At 74.7% G+C, this 19,510-nt stretch carries 21 protein-coding genes and 1 pseudogene; 18 read left to right on the top strand and 4 right to left on the bottom strand.

From position 1 onward, the window contains the following. Window positions 1–115: 115 nt before the first annotated feature. The 7 genes from ACI78Z_RS20925 (at window position 116) to ACI78Z_RS20895 (ending at window position 7,316) form a co-directional block, all read left to right on the top strand. On the top strand, window positions 116–1,591 hold the full coding sequence (locus ACI78Z_RS20925; protein WP_457038457.1) for a phosphatase PAP2 family protein: 1,476 nt from the start codon (window positions 116–118) through the stop codon (window positions 1,589–1,591). After that, window positions 1,588–2,598: an alpha/beta fold hydrolase gene (locus ACI78Z_RS20920; protein WP_457038456.1), complete on the top strand. Its 1,011-nt coding sequence runs from the start codon at window positions 1,588–1,590 to the stop codon at window positions 2,596–2,598. Before ACI78Z_RS20925 ends, ACI78Z_RS20920 begins: the two co-directional genes overlap by 4 nt. Continuing rightward, entirely contained in the window at window positions 2,595–3,476 is an 882-nt protein-coding gene (locus ACI78Z_RS20915) for a metallophosphoesterase (protein ID WP_457038455.1), read from the top strand. Before ACI78Z_RS20920 ends, ACI78Z_RS20915 begins: the two co-directional genes overlap by 4 nt. A gap of 191 nt (window positions 3,477–3,667) precedes the next feature. Then, a complete protein-coding gene (locus tag ACI78Z_RS20910; protein WP_457038454.1) occupies window positions 3,668–4,345 on the top strand; it encodes a response regulator in 678 nt (225 codons plus the stop codon). Next, the gene (locus ACI78Z_RS20905) at window positions 4,342–5,814 is read left to right on the top strand and encodes a sensor histidine kinase (protein WP_457038453.1); all 1,473 of its coding nucleotides are present in this window, start codon (window positions 4,342–4,344) and stop codon (window positions 5,812–5,814) included. Before ACI78Z_RS20910 ends, ACI78Z_RS20905 begins: the two co-directional genes overlap by 4 nt. Further along, window positions 5,811–6,440 carry a GerMN domain-containing protein gene (locus ACI78Z_RS20900; RefSeq protein ID WP_457038452.1) on the top strand — a complete coding sequence of 210 codons (630 nt, stop codon included), beginning with the start codon at window positions 5,811–5,813 and terminating at the stop codon, window positions 6,438–6,440. The genes ACI78Z_RS20905 and ACI78Z_RS20900 overlap by 4 nt, the downstream gene beginning before the upstream one ends. Window positions 6,441–6,653: 213 nt before the next feature. After that, window positions 6,654–7,316, top strand: a complete 663-nt coding sequence (locus ACI78Z_RS20895) for a hypothetical protein (protein WP_457038451.1) — start codon at window positions 6,654–6,656, stop codon at window positions 7,314–7,316. Window positions 7,317–7,426: 110 nt separating this feature from the next. Here ACI78Z_RS20895 and ACI78Z_RS20890 read toward each other — a convergent pair whose 3' ends face one another. Next, the gene (locus ACI78Z_RS20890; protein WP_457038450.1) at window positions 7,427–7,963 is read right to left on the bottom strand and encodes a hypothetical protein; all 537 of its coding nucleotides are present in this window, start codon (window positions 7,961–7,963) and stop codon (window positions 7,427–7,429) included. Between the two features lie 623 nt (window positions 7,964–8,586). Between ACI78Z_RS20890 and ACI78Z_RS20885 the strand changes: the two are divergent. The 5 genes and pseudogenes from ACI78Z_RS20885 to ACI78Z_RS20865 form a co-directional block, all read left to right on the top strand. Beyond that, window positions 8,587–8,895 (top strand): annotated as a pseudogene (locus ACI78Z_RS20885) (GerMN domain-containing protein); the annotation flags it as partial. Window positions 8,896–9,127: 232 nt separating this feature from the next. Further along, window positions 9,128–9,334: a hypothetical protein gene (locus tag ACI78Z_RS20880; protein ID WP_457038449.1), complete on the top strand. Its 207-nt coding sequence runs from the start codon at window positions 9,128–9,130 to the stop codon at window positions 9,332–9,334. Between the two features lie 24 nt (window positions 9,335–9,358). Continuing rightward, a complete protein-coding gene (locus ACI78Z_RS20875) occupies window positions 9,359–9,757 on the top strand; it encodes a phospholipase D-like domain-containing protein (RefSeq protein ID WP_457038458.1) in 399 nt (132 codons plus the stop codon). Beyond that, window positions 9,657–10,382 carry a phospholipase D-like domain-containing protein gene (locus ACI78Z_RS20870; protein WP_457038448.1) on the top strand — a complete coding sequence of 242 codons (726 nt, stop codon included), beginning with the start codon at window positions 9,657–9,659 and terminating at the stop codon, window positions 10,380–10,382. The genes ACI78Z_RS20875 and ACI78Z_RS20870 overlap by 101 nt, the downstream gene beginning before the upstream one ends. Before the next feature lie 274 nt (window positions 10,383–10,656). After that, window positions 10,657–11,787 carry an AI-2E family transporter gene (locus tag ACI78Z_RS20865; RefSeq protein ID WP_457038447.1) on the top strand — a complete coding sequence of 377 codons (1,131 nt, stop codon included), beginning with the start codon at window positions 10,657–10,659 and terminating at the stop codon, window positions 11,785–11,787. A 100-nt stretch (window positions 11,788–11,887) separates the two neighbouring features. Here the strand turns inward: ACI78Z_RS20865 and ACI78Z_RS20860 are convergent, their stop codons facing one another. Continuing rightward, entirely contained in the window at window positions 11,888–12,499 is a 612-nt protein-coding gene (locus tag ACI78Z_RS20860) for a hypothetical protein (protein ID WP_457038446.1), read from the bottom strand. Window positions 12,500–12,781: 282 nt separating this feature from the next. Then, window positions 12,782–13,486, bottom strand: a complete 705-nt coding sequence (locus ACI78Z_RS20855) for a hypothetical protein (RefSeq protein WP_457038445.1) — start codon at window positions 13,484–13,486, stop codon at window positions 12,782–12,784. A 438-nt stretch (window positions 13,487–13,924) separates the two neighbouring features. Here ACI78Z_RS20855 and ACI78Z_RS20850 point away from each other — a divergent pair, with 438 nt between their 5' ends. From ACI78Z_RS20850 to ACI78Z_RS20840, 3 genes are all read left to right on the top strand, one after another. Continuing rightward, a complete protein-coding gene (locus tag ACI78Z_RS20850) occupies window positions 13,925–14,392 on the top strand; it encodes an alpha/beta fold hydrolase (protein WP_457038444.1) in 468 nt (155 codons plus the stop codon). A 111-nt stretch (window positions 14,393–14,503) separates the two neighbouring features. After that, a complete protein-coding gene (locus tag ACI78Z_RS20845) occupies window positions 14,504–14,815 on the top strand; it encodes an alpha/beta fold hydrolase (protein ID WP_457038443.1) in 312 nt (103 codons plus the stop codon). Between the two features lie 204 nt (window positions 14,816–15,019). After that, on the top strand, window positions 15,020–15,655 hold the full coding sequence (locus ACI78Z_RS20840; RefSeq protein WP_457038442.1) for a hypothetical protein: 636 nt from the start codon (window positions 15,020–15,022) through the stop codon (window positions 15,653–15,655). Window positions 15,656–15,708: 53 nt separating this feature from the next. Here ACI78Z_RS20840 and ACI78Z_RS20835 read toward each other — a convergent pair whose 3' ends face one another. Beyond that, window positions 15,709–16,098, bottom strand: coding sequence for a PRC-barrel domain-containing protein (locus ACI78Z_RS20835; RefSeq protein ID WP_457038441.1), 390 nt, complete (start codon window positions 16,096–16,098; stop codon window positions 15,709–15,711). A 472-nt stretch (window positions 16,099–16,570) separates the two neighbouring features. On the opposite strand from ACI78Z_RS20835, the gene ACI78Z_RS20830 reads away from it, so the two are divergent. The 3 genes from ACI78Z_RS20830 to ACI78Z_RS20820 all read left to right on the top strand — a co-directional run bounded on the left by ACI78Z_RS20830 (window position 16,571) and on the right by ACI78Z_RS20820 (window position 19,471). Continuing rightward, entirely contained in the window at window positions 16,571–17,839 is a 1,269-nt protein-coding gene (locus tag ACI78Z_RS20830) for an extracellular solute-binding protein (RefSeq protein ID WP_457038440.1), read from the top strand. A 406-nt stretch (window positions 17,840–18,245) separates the two neighbouring features. Next, the gene (locus ACI78Z_RS20825; protein ID WP_457038439.1) at window positions 18,246–18,740 is read left to right on the top strand and encodes a hypothetical protein; all 495 of its coding nucleotides are present in this window, start codon (window positions 18,246–18,248) and stop codon (window positions 18,738–18,740) included. Then, complete coding sequence (locus ACI78Z_RS20820) at window positions 18,737–19,471, top strand: DUF2382 domain-containing protein (RefSeq protein WP_457038438.1); 735 nt, start codon at window positions 18,737–18,739, stop codon at window positions 19,469–19,471. The genes ACI78Z_RS20825 and ACI78Z_RS20820 overlap by 4 nt, the downstream gene beginning before the upstream one ends. The last annotated feature ends 39 nt before the right edge of the window (window positions 19,472–19,510 follow it).

Genomic DNA, 19,510 nt, shown 5'->3' with positions numbered 1-19,510 from the left:
ACAACCACCCCCCCCCCCCCCCCCCCCCCCCCCCCCCCCCCCCCCCCCCCCCCCCCCCCCCCCCCCCCGGGCCCGGACCGAGTACCTGCCGGCCGGAGCCCGTGGAGATCGGACGATGCGACCAGCCCCCGCCCCCCGCACCACCCCGGCCGACACCACCGGGATCGGCCGCTTCGGCGCCCGCGCCCTGCTCGGCTGGGCCGCCGTCGTCGTCGGCGTCGTCCCGTTCCTGCTGCTGTGGCTGCTGGTCCAGCAGACCTCGGCGCCACTGGCGGCCGTGGACGGCGAGACCGCCCGTGCTCTGAACGAGTGGGTGAGCGGATCCCCGGTGCTGGTGTCGGTGCTCACCGCCGTCACCGACCTGGGTGGCACCGCGGTCGCCGTGCTGCTGCTCACGCTGGCCACCGCCTTCCTGCTGATCCGCCGCCGACGGCGCCTGGCGGCGTTCGTCGCGACCACGGGACTGGGGCTGGCCGTGCTCGGCCCGGTGACCAAGGCCGTCGTCGACCGGGCCCGCCCGGTCGTCGAATCGCCGGTGGTGCAGACCCCGTCCAACGCCAGCTTCCCCAGCGGGCACGCCATGACCGCCCTCGTGACCTGGGGTGTGCTGCTGCTCGTCGCGCTGCCCGCGGTGCGCCGCCGGGCGCGGCCGTGGCTGCTCACGGCCACGGTGGTCCTCGTCGTCGCCGTGGGCCTCACCCGCCTGGCGCTGGGCGTGCACTTCGTCTCCGACGTGCTCGCCGGATGGGCGCTGGGCGCCGGGTGGCTGGCAGTGACGACCGCGGCCTTCCGCGCCTGGCAGCACGACACCGACCGGCACACCGACGAGCCCCTGGACCCGCTGGACGTCGCCCCGGAGGAGGCGGCCCACCTGGCCCCGGCGCCGGGACCGGCCCTGCCGGGGCGGCCGGCCGCCACCCGGCTGCTCGTGGTCGGGCTCGTGCTGGCCGGGTTGCTGGCCGGGCTGGGCCTGCTGGTCACCGGCGCCTGGACCGACACCTGGCTGGGCCGGGTCGACCGGTCGGGCGTCGCCTGGTTCGTGGAGGTCCGCAGCGGTGGGCTGACCACGGTCATGGAGACCGTGGGCTCTCTGGCCGGCACCCGGACCGTGATCGCCGTCGGTCTGGCCACGGCCGTGCTGGCCCTGGCCGTGGCCGCGCGTTGGCGACCGGTGGTCTTCGTCGCCGTCACGCTGGTCGGCGAGGTCGTCCTGTACTGGGCCGTCGCCCAGGTGGTCGACCGGTCGCGCCCGGCCGTTCCCGACCTCACCACCGGCCTCCCGGCCGGGGCCAGCTGGCCCTCCGGTCACGCGGCCGCGGCCGTGGCCGCGTACGGGGCGGTCGCCGCGCTGGTCATCGCCTACGGCCGGGCCACCGGGCGGTGGGCGGTGCTGGCCCTGCCGCTCCTCGTCGCGCCCGCCGTCGGGATCACCCGGATCTACGTCGCCGCCCACCACCCGACCGACGTCGTGGCCGGCCTCCTGCTGGGTGGCATCTGGGTCGCCGCCTGCGCTCACGTGTTGCTCCCGCCACCGGGGCGTGGCACCCGGGCCGCGACGGCGGCGCGGACGGTGGCGGAGGTCCGGCGGTGAGCGGACGGGCAGCGTTCGTCACGGGCTCCGCGGCGGCGGCCGTGGTGGCGCTCCGGCTCCGGAGGGCACGGCACCTCGCGGGTCGGCTGGCCGGCGACCCCGAGGGTGTCCGCACCGAGGACGGCGTACGGCTGCACGTCGAGGGATCCGGCCCCACGGACGCGCCGGTGACCGTCGTGCTGGTCCACGGGCTGGCCGCGGACGCGTCGGGGTTCGACCCGCTGTGCCGGGCGCTGCAGGACTCCGTCCGGATCGTCCGCTACGACCAGCGTGGGCACGGCCGCAGCGGATGGGCCGCCCCCTGGTCGGCCACCGTGCGGCAGCTGGGCCGGGACCTCGGCCGGGTCCTCGAGGAGCGGGCCCCCACCGGGCCCGTCGTGCTGGCCGGGCACTCGTTGGGTGGGATGGCGGTCCTGGCGCTGCTGCGGGACCGCCCGGAGCTCCTCGGCGAGCGGGTGGCCGGCGTCGCACTGCTGTCCACCACCGCGGGCCCGCTCGACCGCAGCGGCCCGCTGCCCGGCGCGCTCCGTCTCGCCCTCCGGGCGGGGCTGGGCCCGCTGGTCGCGCGCCTGTTGTGGGCGGCGGCCCCCGTGGTGCAGTGGGTCGGGCCCTTCCGCCGTCCGGCCGGTCGGCGGTGGCTGCGCGGTCGCCTGTTCGCCGCCGACCCGCCGGAGCGGGCCGTCGCCGCGATGGCCGGCTCCTGGGCCGACACCCCGTTGGGCGTGGTGTCGGCATTCCTACCCGGCCTGGCGGCGTACGCCGAGCACGTGGTCGCCCGGGTGCTGGGCGCGGTCCCGGTGCTGGTCCTCGCCGGCACGGACGACGCGACCTTCGCCGCCGGGGACGCCCGGCGGCTCGCCCGGCTCATCGGGCCCGCGGCCCGGCTGGTCCTCGTCCCCGGTGCCGGCCACATGGTGCCCCTGACCCACCCCGGCGCGGTGACCGCCGCGCTGCAGGAGCTGCTGGCCCGGGTCCGGGCCACCACCGGTGGACGGAGGGCGTCGTGAGCCGCTGGCTGAAGCGGATCGGCGCCGCGCTGGGCATCCTGCTGGCGCTGGTGCTGGTCCACGGGGTGTTCGTCGAACCCCGGTTCATCCTGGACGAGGAGCGCGCGGCGGTCCCCATGCCCCGCATCGACCGCTCGCTGGCCGGCACGGAGGTGGCGGTCGTCTCCGACTTCCAGCTCGGCATGTGGTTCGCCAACACCGGCATGGTCGAGCAGGCGGTCGAGACCATCGTCGCCGCCGAGCCCGACGTCGCCCTGCTCGCCGGGGACTTCGTCTACAGCAGCGATCCCGGCATCGAGACCCAGATCGACGCCCTGCTGGAACTGCTCGACCCGCTGCTGGACTCCGGCATCCCGACCTTCGCCGTCCTCGGCAACCACGACTACGCGGTCAGCGCGGCCGACGAGCTGGAGACGGCGCTGGAGGACGCCGGCGTGCCGGTGCTGCGCAACGAGGCCGCACCCGTTCCCGGCCTCGGGGGTGGGGACGGGCGGGCGCTGCACGTCGTGGGCGTCGGCCCGGACCGCCCGGGCGCCGCCGACGTGGACCAGGCGCTGGCCGACGTGCCGGACGACGCACCGCGCGTGGTCCTGATGCACAACCCGACCGTCTTCCCGGAGCTGCCGCCGGGCAGTGCGCCCCTGACCCTTGCCGGGCACACCCACTGCGGGCAGGTGAGACTCCCCGGCTCGCCGCGGTGGGGTTACCTGGCCCTGACCAGCGAGGAGCGGATCGTCGCCGACGGCTGGGCGCCGGAGGACCACGGCGCGGAGGGCAACCGCATGTTCGTGACGTGCGGGATCGGCTTCAGCCTGGCGCCCATCCGGGTCAACGCCCCGCCCCAGGTGGCCTTCTTCGAGCTGCGCCCCGGCGACTGACCACCGGCGTCACGGGTTCGTCACACGGACCTGCTCGCCTCGCCGGCCGAGGTGACGATCTCGCGACATCGTCGGCTCCCCCGTGCCTGCTCGACCGGCTCCGGTGACGGTGGCACACGGGCCCCATGAAGCGGATCGGCCCGTTCCGCGGAGGCTGGTGGAGGGAGGTGCCGGTGGGCAGACTCTCCGACGTGCCTCGGTCCGTGCTCATCATCGAGGACGACCCCCGGATCCGTCGGATCGTGGCGATGACCCTGCAGCGCGAGGGGCTCCAGGTCGCCGAGGCCGAGAGCGGCGAATCAGGGCTGGAGCAACTGGGCGAGCGGGACTTCGACGTGGTCCTGCTGGATCTCATGCTGCCGGGCAAGGACGGGTTCGAGGTCTGCCGGGAGATCCGCCGCACCTCCAACGTCCCGATCATCATGGTGACCGCCCGCGGGGACAGCCACGACGTCGTCGCCGGCCTGGAGGCCGGCGCCGACGACTACGTGTCCAAGCCCTTCGTGGCCAAGGAGCTCTCCGCCCGGATCCGCGCGCTGGCCCGCCGGACCCGGGCACCCGAGCCACGGGTGCGCATCACCGTCGGGAGCCTCGAGATCGCGCCCCAGGACGGCACGGTGTCGCGCGACGGCGACCCCCTCAACCTCACCCGCACCGAGTTCCGGCTGCTGTGCGAACTCGCCGAGGAGCCCGGCCGCGTCCTGAGCCGGGAGGAGCTCCTCGAACGGGTGTGGGGGTACGACTACTTCGGCGACTCGCGCCTGGTCGACGTCCACGTCCGCCGGCTGCGCAAGAAGATCGAGGCGGACCCGGGGAACCCGACCGTGGTGACCACCGTGCGCGGCATGGGATACCGCATCCCCGGGTGACCGCGAGCCGATCCCACCCGGAGCCGTTCCCGCACGCGGAGTCCGACGGCCCCGCCGAGGAACCGTCGGGTGGGCGGCGCCGGTCACGGGCCGGCGCACTGGGCACGCTGCGCGGAAGGGCCACCCTCGCCTTCACCGCGGTGACCGTGGTGCTCTGCGGGGTGCTGGCGGTCGCCGTGTGGGTCGCGGTGACCCAGTACCTGCTCGTGCAACGGGAGCGGATCACGCTGCTGCAGGCCTCGGACAACGCCGCACAGGTACAGCGCGCCCTGGGCACGGAGGGCCTGACCGTGCCGCAGGTCCTCGCCCAGCTGCCGCGCGAGACCGGCTCGGTGTCGTTGTACGTGGACGACGGCGAGTGGGTGACCACGTCGCTGCTGCTCGGGCGCGACGACGTGCCCGCCGCACTGGTCGACACCGTCGTGGAGGGCACACCGGCACGGCAGCGGATCGAGGTGCACGACGCCACGATGATGGCGGTGGGGATCCCGCTGGCCGGGCTGGACCAGGCCTACTTCGAGGTCTTTCCCCTGGAGGAGCTGGACAAGACCTATCGCGTCCTCGGCGCGGTGCTGACGATCGCCGTCCTCGGTCTCGTGCCGCTGCTGCTCCCGGTGGGCTGGTGGGTCACCGGACCGGCGCTGCGCCCGCTGCAGCGCATCGCCGCGGCGGCGCGGGCGATCGCCGAGGGCGACCACTCGGCACGGATCGACCCCCGCGGCGACCCGGCGCTGGTGCCCATCGCCTCGTCGTTCAACCGGACGGCGGCCGCGCTGGAGGCCCGGGTCCGCACCGATGCCCGGTTCGCCGCCGACGTCAGCCACGAGCTGCGCAGCCCGCTGACCGCGATGCTGGGCGCGGTCGACCTGGTCGAGAGCAGCGCCGAACACCTGCCCGCCGACGGGCGCGAGGGGCTGGCGCTGCTGCGCTCCGAGGTGCTCCGGTTCGAGCGGCTCGTCGCCGACCTGCTGGAGATCTCCCGCGCCGACGCGGGCACCACCGACCTGGTCGTCGAGGAGGTCCGCCTGGCGGACCTGGTGGAGGAGGCGCTGGCCCGGCGGCGGCTCGGTGGGCATCCGGCGGCACGGCTCGACGTCCGCGCCGGGGCCGCCGACACGGTGATCCGGGCCGACAAGCGCCGGCTCGAGCGCGTGCTCGGCAACCTCATGGACAACGCCGACAAGCACGGCGGGGCGCTCACCCGGGTCACCGTGGCCCGCGACGAGCACACCGCCTGCGTGCTGGTCGACGACGACGGCCCCGGCATCCCCGCCGAGGAGCGGACCCGGGTGTTCGACCGGTTCGCCCGCGGCAGCGGCAGCATCCGCACCCGGACGGAGGGGGCGGGTCTGGGCCTGGCCCTGGTGGCCCGGCACGTGCACGCGATGGGAGGCACCGTGACAGTGCATGACAGCCCCTCCGGAGGCGCGAGGTTCGTGGTGCGGCTCCCGGTCGACCCGGAGCCATGAACAGCCCGGCGAGAACGGTCGTGCGCGCCCTGGCGCTGGTGATCGCCGCCCTGCTCGTCACGAGCTGCGGGGTCCGGCCGGAGGACCGACCCGAACCCGTGACGACCGCGGCACAGCCGTCGACGGAGATCGGCAACGGCGGCCGTGCCGGCGCCCCCCGCCTGACGGTGTTCCTCGTGCGGGGTACCCGGCTGACCCCGGTCGAGAGGCGCACCGATGCCACGACGACGGCCACGGCGCTGGAGCACCTGGTGGAGGGCCCCACGCGGGCGGAGGCGGCGACCGGGATCCGCACGGCCCTGCCACCCGAGGTGGTCGGCGTCGACGAGGGCCCCGCCGACGGCGTGACCACCGTCTCGGTGAGCCGCGGCTTCACCGGGATCACCGGGGGCAACCAGCTGCTCGCCGTCGCGCAGATCGTGTGGACGCTCACCGACCTGCCCACGGTGACCACGATCCGTTTCGTCGTCGAGGGCGCGCCGGTCGAGGTACCGACCGACGGGGGCCTGACCGACCGGCCCGTTGGCCGCGACGACTACCGCTCGGTGGCGCCTGCCGAGCCCACGCCGACGCCCACGCGCGCGTCTGACGGATCCACCCCGACCGATCGTCCCGGACCTCGCTGACCCCCCGGGATCAGCGGCCCCGGGCTGCGTGACGGCCAGATAACGCACGCGGGGCCCGCCGGCGGGAGCACACCCGCCTGGCCCGCACGGATGCCATCGCGCGCCGGGCGTCCGTGATGAAGGGATGACATCTCGCCGCTGCAGGTGAGAGCGGGCGGCGGGCCGAGCACGTCCTCTGTCGACGGTACGGCCCGATCCCGGACGGAGGACCCCATGGCAGCCGGAGCACCCTGGACGTCGTCGTCGACCTGCGGCATCCGGCGTGGTGTGGTCGCTACGCTGCGCTGGCCCGGAGGCGTCGCCCTCGGAGTCCTCGCCGCGCTCGGTGCGGTGACCGCCCCGCAGGCATCGCTCCTCCTGGGCGCGGTGCTCGCCGCGGTCGGCTGGGGGTTCACCCAGGCCCTGCACCGCAGTCCGGGGATGGACCTGCGGTCGGTGCCCCATCCGATGGCTGCCGCGGCCTGCATGGCAGTGCTGCCGGCCGCCGCAGCGGGGACGGCGCCCCTCGGCCTGGGTCCCCTGGGGGTCGCCGGCGCCACGATCGCGGTGGCGGTGGCCATCGGCTGGTGGGGCGGCTCCTGCGCCGAGCCGCACCCCCGACCGGCCGGGCGGGACGCCGAGCCCGGACCCGACGAGGATTCCCTCCGTCACCTCCTGAGCGTGCTCCCCGTCGAGCTGTTGTCCGACGAGTGGCGCCGCGCCGCGGAGGGGGCCGCCGACGACGGCGGCGATCATGAGATCCGGCGCCGACTGCGCTGCCTCCTGATCGCCGAGTTGCGCCGACGCGACCCCGTGGGGACCGAGCGCTGGCTCGCCCAGGCTCCGGATGCGCCGCCGGACGGCTATGTCCAGGACGCGCCGGACCGGGCCGCCTGATCACCCGCGGCCTCGCGGGACCGCCCACGGGCTCGACCCGGGGGTCGGGCACCGCACCTCGCCGCGCCGGCCCTCCGTCCGCAGGCCGGCGCGGCCCCGACACGGGCTGCTCAGTCCTCGTCGAGCAGGTTGACGTCCACCGCGGCGATGTACGGGCCGTCCTCGAAGACCGCGACGGTCTCGTCCACGAAGTCGACCCCGAGGTCCTCCTCGACCTCGAGCAGGACGAACGTGCCGACGTCCCCGGTGACCTGGGCGGTGTAGCCGGGCAGCAACGTCACCCCGTCGGCGGTCGGGCGGGTGACGAGGGTGGCCATGTCGCCCTCCCCGATCACGAACGCCTGCGGGCTGAACACCTCCACGATCTCCCCGCGGACGGTGACCGGCTCGTTGGTGAACGACCCGGGGTCGTCGAAGAAGGCCACGGAGTCGTCCTCGTTCGGCGCCTCGGCGATGTCCTCCTCCGTGGCGTCGTCCTGGAGGTCGTCGAGGTCACCCCGGTCCTCGGCCCCCTCCTCGTTGATGTCCTCGAGCGTGGTCCCGCGGTCCTGCTCGTCGCCGCCGCAGGCCGCGACTCCCAGGCCGGTCGAGACGGCGATGGCGGTGGCGGCGAGCACTCGCCCGGTCCGGGATCGGATGGTGGACACGGCAACTCTCCTCGCTGGGTCGGCTGCGATCGCGGAGGCGACCGGGCCGAGGTCGGTCATCGGGCTCTCCGGGGCTGCCCCGACCGTCGTCGCTCTCCCGTCCCCGCCCGGTTCGTCACGGGTCCGCAACGGCGCCGAGGGCGGGAGTGACGTGCCGGTGACGCGCTCGGCGCCGGCCGGGTGGCCGGCCCTCGCACAGCGGTGCCTCACGGTCGTCACGCGGGCGTCACGCACGACGGAGGTGCGTGACGGCTCCGTGTCGGTGTCCCCGCCGGTCGGTCACCCCCGTCCGGAACGGGCACACGGTCGCCGGGACAGGACCGCTCGCTCGGGCGGTCCCTGCAGGCCGTCCACGGCAGGAGGCCCCCGACGACGTGCTGGTCGAACTCCGGATCGGGAACCCACGGTGTCCGGTCGGGCAGCGCCCGACCGTGGTGACGCCGGACCAGGAGCGCCGGCCACTGGGCCACGGTGGGTCCATCCGGGTGGCCCTCCTCGGCCTCCTGGTGGTCGTGCTCACGGCTGCCTGCGGAGTACCGACCGGGGGGCCGGTCCAGGAGGTCGCCGTGCCCACCGTCGACACGTCCGCGGCCGGCCCGGGGACGCAGGAGGGGTGGCGTGAGATGACGGTGTACTTCGTGCGCGGCACCCGCCTCGAGGCGGTCCCCCGCCGTGTCGACGACCCGCGACCGCAGGGGTCGCTGGAGCTCCTGCTGGCCGGGCCGACCCGGGCCGAGGTGGTGTCGGGGCTCCGGACCGCCCTCTCACCACAGGACCTGGCGGTGTTCTCCGGACCCGACGGCACCGGTACGGCGACGATCGTGGTCAGCCGCGAGTTCGCCGGCATCGACGGCGGCAACCAACTGCTGGCCGTGGCCCAGGTCGTCTGGACGGTCACCCAGTTCCCGGAGGTCGACCGGGTCTCCTTCAGCCTGGAGGGCGCCTTCGTGGAGGTGCCGACGGACACGGGCCTCTCCGACGAGTCGGTGAGCCGGGCGGACTACCGGTCCGTGGCGCCGCCCCCGGCCGAGGAGGGCACGGCCACCCGCGAGCGACCGACCGGATCGCCTGCCACCCGGGCGGATCGAGCCTCGCCCCCGACCAAACCCGTCCCTGGCGGCCGACCGCCGGACCGCACCCCCAGTGAGGTCAGGAGAGACACGGATGCCCACGACCGGCGCTCCCGTCCGGACCCGCCGCGAGCCGCTCGAGCCGGTCCCGCGTCGCCGGGCCCTCGAGGCGCTCCTCGGGGTGCCGTTCACCGAGGGGAACCGGGTCGACGTCCTGCGCGACGGCGACGAGACCTTCCCCGCGCTGCTGTCGGCCATCCGGGGCGCGACCCGCAGCATCGACCTGCTGTGGTTCGCCTGACGCAGCGGACACGTCGACGCGGAGATCACCGCGGCCCTCACCGACCGGGCGGACACCGGGGTACGGGTGCGTCTGCTGCTCGACGGCTACGGCGCCAGGCACACCGACCGGAGCCGCCTCGCATCCCTGCGTGCCGCCGGCTGCCAGGTCTTCTTCTACCGCCCGCTGCCGAGCTGGCGGCCCACCGTGTGGAACCTGCGGACGCACCGGCGGGTCCTCGTCTGCGACGCAACCGTGGCGCTCACCGGTGGCACGGGGATGGCCGACACCTGGACCGGCGACCGGCCGGCACCCGGGTTCCTGGCGGGACACCGCCGTCCGGGTGTCCGGCCCGGCCGTGGCCGGCCTGCGGGCGGCGTTCGCCGGTCCGTGGATGCAGGCGGAGGCCGGGCCGGGCGGGGGCGGTCCGATCTCGCCCGGTGACGACCTCCCGGCGCTGCCCCTGGCGGGCAGCAGCGCCGTGCAGGTGCTGCGCCCGTCGTCCGGACCGGGCTGGAACGACGCGGCTCTGGCCGTCGTCGCCCTGCTCCGGTCCGCGCGCACCCGGGTACGGGTGACCACGCCGTACGTGCGGCTGCCCGGATGGCTGCGATCCCTGGTGTGCGACACGGCCGGACGCGGAGTGGCGGTACAGCTCCTGGTGTCCGGGTCGCACGTGGAGCGGCCCGCGGTCCACCTCCAGGGCCAGCGGGAGTACCAGCCGCTGCTCGACGCCGGGGTGGAGATCTGGCGCTACCGCCCGAGCCTGCTGCACGCGAAGGTGGTCACCGTGGACGGCGAGACCGCGATGGTGGGGACCGCCAACCTGGACGCACGCTCCCTGGCTCTGAACGAGCAGGTGTGCGTGCTGGTGGACGACCGTTCGGTGACTGGGCTGCTGGACGACCAGTTCGACGACGACCTGCCGGTCAGCGCCCGGGTGACGAGCGCCGGGTGGCGGAGCCGACCGGTGACGCACCGGGTCCTGGAGACGGCTGCCGACGTGGTGGGACGACCACTGCGGGGCTGGGGTGGTGCAGGTCTGATCGGGCGGCGCCCCGGCTGGTGACCTGGCGTCATGCGCACGTCACGACCCACGCCGGGAGATGACGATGCACTGACGGCTGCCCCTGGGAGCGGTGGCGCCCGGGTCGCGCGGGGAACCGACTGGCACGAGAGCAGGCGGACCCCCGTGGCGCCGGGTCGACCCGGACGCCGGTGGGTCCGTCCCCGTCGACGGTCGGCACCCGCCTGACCGGACAGGGGTGGAGATGATGAGCCGTCACACCGCCGAGGCAGCCCTGCCCGGGCGTCGGCCACCGGCTGCCGGGTCGATCCGGGGCGTGGCCGCACCGCCCTGGGCGCTCCGGGTCCTGGCCACGAGCGGCGCGGTGCTGTCCCTGGCCGCCAGCGGCTGGCTGGTGTTCTGGCTCCTGCTCCGGGTGCCGCTGCTGACCGTGACGATCGCCGTGGCGCTGCTGCTCACCGCCCTGCTGGAGCCCGTGGCGCGGTGGTCGTGCCGCCGCGGACTGCGCCCCGGCCTCGCGGCCCTGCTCTCCGTGCTGTCCCTGGTGGGGATCCTCACCGGCATCGGCTTCCTGCTGGGGTTCCGTGCGGCCGCGAAGCTCCGGGACCTCACCCGGCCGCTGGCCGCCGGCATCGACCGCATCCGGGTGTGGCTGATCGCAGGCCCGCTCCACGTGGACCCGCAGCAGGTCACCGACGTCCGCAACGCGGTGGTGGACCGGATCTACCAGCTGGCCCCCGACCCCGCGGCAGCGGCGCGGATGGCCCTCCACCTGCTGACCGCGGTGGTCCTCGTGACCTTCCTGCTGTTCTTCCTGCTCAAGGACGGCGCCGGGATGTGGGCCTGGCTGCTGGAGAGGGTCCCCCACCGACGGCGGGCACAGGTCGACGGGGCCGGCCGGTGCGCCTGGACCGTGCTGTCGCGCTACGTGCGGGGCGTCGTCGTGGTGGCACTCATCGACGCGGTGGGCATCGGGGCGGCTCTGTTCGTCCTGGGCGTGCCGCTGTGGGTGTCCCTGACCCTGCTCACGTTCCTCGGCGCGTTCGTCCCCCTGTTCGGGGCCACGGTGAGCGGGGTCGTGGCGGTGCTCGTCACCCTCGTCACCAACGGGCTCGGCGACGCGGTGGTCGTGCTCGTCGTCGTCCTGGTGGTGCAGCAGGTCGAGGGCAACCTCCTGCAGCCGCTCATCGTCGGCCACGCGGTGCGGGTGCACCCGGCCGCCGTCCTCGTCGCGGTCACCGCCGGGATCCTGCTGTGGGGGCTCGCCGGAGCTCTGCTGGCCGTGCCGCTCATGGCGGTCACCTACCGGGTCGGCGAGTACGTGCGGCGCCACCCCGCCTCACCCACCGGGCCGCTCGTGTCCCCCGATGGCACGGGCCGGGCGCCGGCCGGTGGGCCTCCATCCACTCCCGGGCCGGTTGCCGGAGGCGGTCGTCCCGGGACGTGAGCGACGACGCACGCGGCCCAGGGGGTCGACACGGGAGCGCCCCGCGACCGGTCGCCGGGCAACACCCGGCGTCCGGCGCGGGGCGCTGCGGACCGCGCCGTCAGCCCTCGGCCTGTTCCTGCAGGACCTCCATGCGGTCGGCCGCGATGGCGACCTCACCCTCGAAGTCGGCGAAGAACGCATCCGCGTCGTCGAACAGCTCGTCGGCCGCGATGCCGAAGTCCTCCTCGAAGGTGTCGCGCTGCACCGTCACCACGGTGCCCGAGACCCGGACGACGTCGTCGACCTCCAGCTCCGCCGGCGGACCGGCCTCGACGACCGCGACCGGCTCCCCGGTCCCGTCGCCGATGCGGAAGGCACTGCCCACGTCGGTGGAGGTGATCACCTCGGACACCGCCGCGCTCACCGTGACCTCCTGGCCGATCAGGGCCTCGGCGTCCTCGAAGACCCCGGCCTCGTCCTCGACCACCGGGTCCACCGGCGCGTCAGGGTCCGGGAGGCCGTCCTCCAAGGCGCCGACCCGCTCCTCGAGCGCACCCAGGTCGTCCTGGATCTCCTGGAGGTCCTCCGTCGTGACGGCACCGGCCTCGGGGCCGGCCGAGTCACCGCAGGCGGCCAGGCCGCCCATGCCGATCGCCGCCGCCACCAGGGCTGCGGCGGTACGTCCTGCGCGCCTCCTGCCGAGTGGGGTCAGGCGCCCGCTCGTGTTCATCACTGCTCCTCCGCTGCGTGGTGGGCTGCCCGGGGCAGCACCGCTGTGTCGGACGACGCCTGCGTGCCCGGCCCGGCGGCGCGGACGCGGGAAGCCGGGCTTCTGACACCCATCCGCAAGGCCGGTGCAACATCCACCCCCGTCAGGGCGGGCGAGCGCCGGGCCGCTGCCCGACCACGGCGTCCGCACGGCTCCCCACAGCACGGAGGCACCCGGCCGCTGAGGCCGGGTGCCTCCGTGCTGTGGAGGGGCGGCGCCGCGTCCGGGCACGGCCCGGGTGACTCAACGGCGGCGCGGGGCGTCCTCCGTGGTCACCGTGACCTCGTCGGACCGGTCGATGGGCTCCCGGTCGACGACGTAGTCGTCAGTCACCGTCAGTCCTGTGGCCGGCGCCGGTCCGGGGGCGACAGGGGTCGGCTCGGAGTTCCGGCTGGTGCGCTCGGCCTCCACGACCGGGCGCCGCATCCTGCCGCCGAGAACCCCCCCGAGCGCAGCCAGCACCACACCGGCCAGCAGGGACCAGAAGCTGACCCACAGCGCGGATTCCCCGGTGAACCCGCCCCCGGCGGTCCCCAGGGGCCCGCCCACGGTCGTCTGGCCGTCCTGCAGGCCGGCGCCCAGCTGGTCGGTCAGGTCCAGCGCACCGGGGACGAGCGCGGTCAGGGAGAGGACGAAGAGCAGACCCCAGGCGGTGAGGCCGTTCGTGGCCCCGACTCCGGCACCGCGGGGGCCGGAGAAGAAGCCGGCGAGGAAGCCGGCCAGCATCAACGCCACGGCCGCGGTCACCCCGAGGAACCAGCCGAGGTTGCCGCTGACCCAGCCGGTCCCGTCGGCACCGTCGACGCTGTGGGCCAGCGCCAGCCACAGGACGTTCATCAGGGCGAAGAACCCCAGTGCGATGACCACCCCGGCGACCACCGGTCCCCACCGGACCAGGTCGGTGATCCGTCCGGGCGTCCGGACGTCGTCCACGATGCTCGTGGCCATGCTCTCCACTCCTCGGCGATCTCTGTGCGGGTCGGCCGGACCACCCGGGCCGAGCCCTCGACGGGTACGGGCACACCGGCCCTCGCCGGACCGGCGAAACGGATCGGTGACACCGCCGCTGTGCCCCCTCCCGGGATGGTCGTCCCGCCGTCCGGAGGACCGTCACGGAGGCGTAACCACCGTGGAGCTCCGGCCCCGACAGCCGTCGCGGAACCGTCATGGACACCGGGCGGCCGCACCAGGGGTCCGGTACCGGACCTGACGGTCACGTGACATCCCGGCCGATCACGGGTCCGGCGGTCCGGCCGGGGCAGCACGGAGGGCGGAACGGGGCCCGGACGCCATCGGGCCCGACCGGTCGAGAGGAGGAGCCGTCATGCCGGCGCCCGCTGCGAGGTCTGGCCACGCCGCCCCTCCGGCCCGAGCGGGGGGACCGCGGTGACCGACCTGGAGTCCTTCGACGGCACCCGACTGGCCCTCACCCTCCGTGGCCCGGCCGGCGCCCCGACCGTGGTGCTGGTCCACGGGCTCGGCCTGTCCACCGGGTCCTGGGGCGACGTGCCCCGCACACTGGCCGGCTCGCACCGCGTCGTCGCCTACGACCTCCGCGGGCACGCGCAGAGCGGCGACGCCTGCTCCGGGGACTACTCCCTCGAAGCCCACGCCCACGACCTCACGGCCGTCCTCGCCGGCTGCCTCGGCGAGCACGAGAGGGCGGTGCTGGTCGGGCACAGCCTCGGTGGGGGGATCGTCCTGGCCACGGCACGACTGGGTGGCACCGATCGGATGGCGGGGGTGGTCTTCGCGGGATCCGGCGGTTCCGGGATCACCGCCCCCGGACTACCGGCACGGAGGCTCCCCCTCGTGTCGCCGCCGGACTGCACCGGGGGTGGTGGGGCCTGCTGAGGGCCACAGCCCTCGTGGGCCGCCGGCTCCGATCGGCGGAGGGCATCTCCGACCGGCTGGTCCGGCGGTACGCCTTCGCCCCCGGGGGAGCCCGGAGAGCTGGTCGCCCAGGTGCGGGAGAGCTTGCTCTCCAGCCGGCCCCGTGCGCTGGCCGCGACCACCTTCGCCAGCCTGAGCCACGACGGCGTCGAGCTCGCCCCGGCCCTCGACGTCCCCGCGCTGGTCCTCCACGGCGACGCCGACCCCGAGGTCCCGGCCGAGGAGGCGCAGGCACTGATGACCGCGCTGCCCGACGCGGAGCTGGTCAGGCTCCCCGCCGCGGAACACATGCTGCCCCTCACCCACGGCGGGTTCGTCGCCGAGCAGATCGCCCGCTGGGTCGCCAGGACCGCCCGCACGACGACACCCGGGAACGTGCGATGACGAACCGGCCGACCCGCACGGTCCACACCCGCGGGTCCGTCCTGGCCGCCCGCGCCGTGCCGGCGGTGAGCGCCCGCGGTGGACCTGGGGAGGACGCGCCCTCGAGGATGCGGGGCACGGTGGACGCACCGGTGCCCGCGTGGTGACCCCCGTCCCGACGAGCGGGCCCCCCGGGCCCCCCGGCCACCATGAGCGAGGAGCACCGTGACCTCGGTGGTGGATGCCGTCGGGCGGCGGGGCCTGCGGCTCCTTGACGGGCTGGTCCTCCTCTGCGGCGTCCTGTGGGTGGTCGTCGGGGTGTCGGCCGGCCACGAGGTGCGGCAACTGACGTCGGTGAGCGACTCGGCCGAGGCCTCCGCGCTCGCTGCCGACCGGGCCGGCGAGGCGCTGCAGTCGCTCCGCGACCTCCCCCTCGTCGGCGAGGACACCGGCGAGCTGGGTGACGAGGTGCGGGCCGCGGCACGAGGGGTGTCCGCCAACGCGGCCGAGTCCCGGGTCACGGTGCAGCGGCTCGGGGTGCTGCTCGGCGTCGCGATCGCGCTGCTCCCGCTGACCCCGGTGCTGTGGTCCTACCTCCCGGCCCGCCTGACCCGCCGGGCGGACACGGGCGCCCTGCGGCGCCGGTTGGTGTCCGGGCCACCGGACGGCGTGCTCGCGGCCTACCTGGCCCGCCGCGCGGTGGACCGGCTGCCGTACCGGCACCTGAGCACACTGACCGACGACCCGGTCGGCGACCTGAGGGCCGGGCGGTACGACGTCCTCGCGCGAGCGGAGCTCGACCGGCTCGGGCTGACGACACGACCTCGGGGCTCGGCTCCTCGGACGGCCGTCCGGGAGTGACGGCGCGTGGACTCCCGCGCCGGACGGCGGTGGGGATACGGCGGGTGGTCCGACTACGGGATCCAGTACGGGCCATACCCCCACCAGCCGTACACGTCCGAGTAGTAGGCGTCGTCGTACGACAGCGCCGGGTCGTAGCCGGGTACGTCGATCATCTGCGCACGTCCGCGGTCGATGGTCACCTGGTCGCGGCCGACGGACGCGACCGCTTCGACCGGGACCAGGAAGTGCTCCTTCCCCATGCCCAGGAATCCCCCGGAGCCGATGCGGAGGAAGCGCACCTCGTTCTCCCGGTCGTCGATCAGGAGGTCGTCGACCGTGCCCATCTCCTGACCACCGTTGTCGATGACCCGCCGTCCCCGGACGTCCGCCGCGGGATCGGCGACGGTGAGGTCGGTCTCGCTGAGCCGCACCAGCCAGCCGGCAGTGTCGGAACGGGACATGGCTTCTCCTTCCTCGGTGGCCACCCGACGACCGGGCACGGGACCCGGGAGTGACCGCTGATCGGTGACCCCGATGGTGTGGCAGGGGCGCGGCTGCCGGCACCGGAGAGCAGTGACGTGCAAGGGGATCGACACGTCGCTGTCACGCGGTCGTCGGCGCCCGGGCGGAGCGGGCGCCGACGACCAGAGGCCATGGGAGTCCCGCCCAGCTTCACCCGACCCGTTCACGGGGCCGTCACATCTCTGCGGCCCCCGGTCCTCCGATGTGACGTTCGGCTGACAGCCGGCCGCCGGGGCGATTGCGGAGCCGGTGTCCGGCCCACCGAGCGAGGGCGGCCGATCCGGTCCCCCCGCCGGATCGGTCGCCATCCACGGACCACCGGAGGCGATCTCTGTGGCTCACACCGACAGCCGACTGACCGCGCACCGCACCACAGGTGCCCGATGGAGACGGGGGCGTCGTGCCACAGCGGTGGCCGCGGCGCTGCTCACCGCCTCGACGCTGGCCGCCTGCGGGAGCGGTGCCGACGGTCAGGTCGCCACGCTGACCTGGTACACCAACCCGGACTCCGGCGGTCAGGCCGAGATCGCCCGCCGGTGCACCGAGGCGGCCGACGGGGCCTACGAGATCCGGACCGCACGGCTCCCGCGCGACGCCAACGCCCAGCGCGAACAGCTGATCCGCCGGCTCGCGGCGGAGGACGAGTCCATCGACCTCATGAGTCTCGACCCACCCTTCATCCCCGAGTTCGCCGAGGCCGGCTTCCTCGCCGACGTCCCCGAGGACGTCGAGGAGCGCGTGACAGAAGGGGTCGTGCAGAGCGCCGTCGAGGGGTCGACGTGGGACGGCGAGCTGGTCGCCGTCCCCTTCTGGGCCAACACCCAGCTGCTCTGGTATCGCCAGTCCGTGGCCGAGGCGGCAGGCCTGGACATGTCCCAGCCGGTCACCTGGGCGCAGATCGTCGACGCCGCCCAGCGGACGAACACCGACATCGGTGCCCAGGGTGCGCGGGCCGAGTCGCTCACCGTCTGGCTCAATGCCCTGATCGAGTCGGCCGGGAGCTCGATCATCACCGAGAACGCCGAGGACCCGGAGTGGATCGAGCTGGGTCTGACCTCCGACGCCGCCGTCCGCGCGGCCGAGGTCATGCGGATGGTCGCCACCTCGGGCGTGGCGGGGCCGGCCTTCTCCACGGAGAACGAGGACGCCTCCGCCAACGCCTTCGAGGGGCCCACCGGTGGCTTCATGGTGAACTGGCCGTTCGTCTGGCCGCGTGCCCTCAGCGCAGCGGAGAACGGCACGCTCGACCCCTCCGTGCCCGCCGACTACGGCTGGACGTTCTATCCGCGCGTCAACGCCGACGACCCGGCCCGCCCTCCCTACGGGGGCATCAACCTCGGCGTGAGCGCCTTCAGCCGCCATCCCGACCTGGCCTTCGCCGCGGCCGAGTGCATCGTCTCCGACGAGAACCAGGCCTACTACTTCATCACCAACGGCAACCCGGCCTCCTCGGCCGCGGTGTACGACGACCCGGCCGTACTGGAGGCCTTCCCGCAGGCACCGGTCATCCGCGAGTCGCTGGAGCAGGCCGCCCCGCGGCCGCAGACCGTCTACTACAACGAGGTCTCCACGGGGATCCAGCGCACTTACCACCCACCGGAGGACGTGGTCCCCGGCGAGACCGGCGAGGAGGCCGCGGCGCTCATCACGGCCGTGCTGGCCGGTGAGCGGCTGCTGTGAGGACGACGAGCCCCGCCCAGTGCTCCGCAGCGGCCGGCCCGGGTGACCACCGGCGATGGCGGGTGACCAGATCCTCCCGCTGACGGCCGACCTGGTCGCCGCCCGGATGCGGATGGCGATGTCCCTGGGCCGGCACGTCATCGTCGCTGCTCGACGTCGGTTCCCCGTTCGGGCTGCTGCTGGCGGGTGGCGGCGGTGCGCGGCGGCGACGAGGGGTGACGGAGATCCTCGGGCGGCGTAACGAGCGGCCCGGGACCTCTGGCTCCAGCGGATCAGCGTCGTCACGCTCGTGCGACACCCCCGCATGGCCGGCGGTCCCACCGCCACGCCGATCCGGAGCGGCTGACGACGGACCCCGGCCTCACCGGACCCCGGCGAGGGTGGAGCGCCCCGCACCGGAGAGGGCATGGAGCGGTCGTGCGGCCGCGGGATCCGCTCGCAGCCGTTCGTCGAGCACCTCGTCGATGCGCCGGGACCGCAGCTCGATGGCCACGACCAGCTCGGCTTCGAGGTCGGCGAGTTCACTTTGCCGGCACCTCACCTCGGCGAGCTCGCCCAGCGCGTCACTCCTGACGGCCTGGAGCGCACGGAGATCGGCATCGATGGCCGACACGGACCGGGGCGAAGACTCACGCATGGCGTCCTCCTCTGGGGGCTGCTGGGCGAACGGCCGCCGGCTGTGCCGGGACGCCCACCGTCCATGCCCGGGCTCCGTGGTGACGGCGCCGACGACCCGCTCCTGACACCTGATCGCAAGGCGGACGCCACACGGCCGGACGTCTTCATGACGCGGGGGCGACGTCTCCGTGACGACCTGGGCCACGGCGCGACGGCGCTCGGGGCGCTCCAGAGACTGGAGGGGCAGGCGAACTCCGAGGAACCGAAGAGGAGAAGGACATGATCGGCACCGACAGCATCAGCCACGTCATCGGCCGGGACGTCTACGACCCGAACGGCCAGAAGATCGGCTCGGCCTCCGAGGTCTACCTCGACGACGAGACCGCCCAGCCGGAGTGGATGACCGTGCGCACCGGCCTGTTCGGCACCAAGGAGACCTTCGTCCCGATCCGCGACGCCGCCCTGGCCGACGACGGCGTCCACGTGTCGGTGGAGAAGAGCGCGGTGAGGGACGCACCGAGGATCGACGCCGACGGGCAGATCTCCCCCCAGGAGGAACAGGAGCTCTACCGCTACTACGGGATGGCCGTCGCCCCCCGTGCCGGTGTCGCGCCCACGAACCCGACGACCACGGACGAGGCCATGACACGGTCCGAGGAGCGCCTGGTCGCGGGCACGCGGCCGGAGGAGGTCGGCCGGGCCCGGCTGCGGAAGTACGTCGTCACCGACAACGTGACCGAGACGGTGCCGATCTCCCGTGAGGAGATCCGGATCCGGCGGGAGCCGATCACCGACGCCGACCCGGACGAGGTCAGGTCCGCTGCCGCCCTCGGCGAGGAGGAGTTCGAGGTCACCGCCCACGCCGAGCGTCCCGTCGTGGCGAAGGAGACCGTGCCGGTCGAGCGGGTACGCGTGGAGAAGGAGACCGTCGCGGATGAGGAGCAGGTCAGCGCGGACCTGCGGAAGGAGGAGATCGAGGTCGAGGTCCCCGAGAGCACGGATCGGCGCAGCTGACCCCCCGTTCGCCGCGTGGTTCCCACCGTGGAGGCCGCA

The sequence above is a fragment of the Geodermatophilus sp. SYSU D01176 genome, from assembly GCF_054050015.1.
The sequence above is the reverse complement of the archived record's forward strand: the minus strand, read 5'-3'. Positions and strand labels throughout refer to the sequence as shown.

What these genes read in the sequence shown, in the direction of transcription:
- ACI78Z_RS20925 (WP_457038457.1), top strand. Translation starts at nt 116, where the DNA reads ATGCGACCAGCCCCCGCCCCCCGCACCACCCCGGCCGACACCACCGGG.
- ACI78Z_RS20900 (WP_457038452.1), top strand. Translation starts at nt 5,811, where the DNA reads ATGAACAGCCCGGCGAGAACGGTCGTGCGCGCCCTGGCGCTGGTGATC.
- ACI78Z_RS20895 (WP_457038451.1), top strand. Translation starts at nt 6,654, where the DNA reads ATGGCAGCCGGAGCACCCTGGACGTCGTCGTCGACCTGCGGCATCCGG.
- ACI78Z_RS20880 (WP_457038449.1), top strand. Translation starts at nt 9,128, where the DNA reads ATGCCCACGACCGGCGCTCCCGTCCGGACCCGCCGCGAGCCGCTCGAG.
- ACI78Z_RS20860 (WP_457038446.1), bottom strand. Translation starts at nt 12,499, where the DNA reads ATGAACACGAGCGGGCGCCTGACCCCACTCGGCAGGAGGCGCGCAGGA.
- ACI78Z_RS20855 (WP_457038445.1), bottom strand. Translation starts at nt 13,486, where the DNA reads ATGGCCACGAGCATCGTGGACGACGTCCGGACGCCCGGACGGATCACC.
- ACI78Z_RS20835 (WP_457038441.1), bottom strand. Translation starts at nt 16,098, where the DNA reads ATGTCCCGTTCCGACACTGCCGGCTGGCTGGTGCGGCTCAGCGAGACC.
- ACI78Z_RS20825 (WP_457038439.1), top strand. Translation starts at nt 18,246, where the DNA reads ATGGAGCGGTCGTGCGGCCGCGGGATCCGCTCGCAGCCGTTCGTCGAG.
- ACI78Z_RS20820 (WP_457038438.1), top strand. Translation starts at nt 18,737, where the DNA reads ATGATCGGCACCGACAGCATCAGCCACGTCATCGGCCGGGACGTCTAC.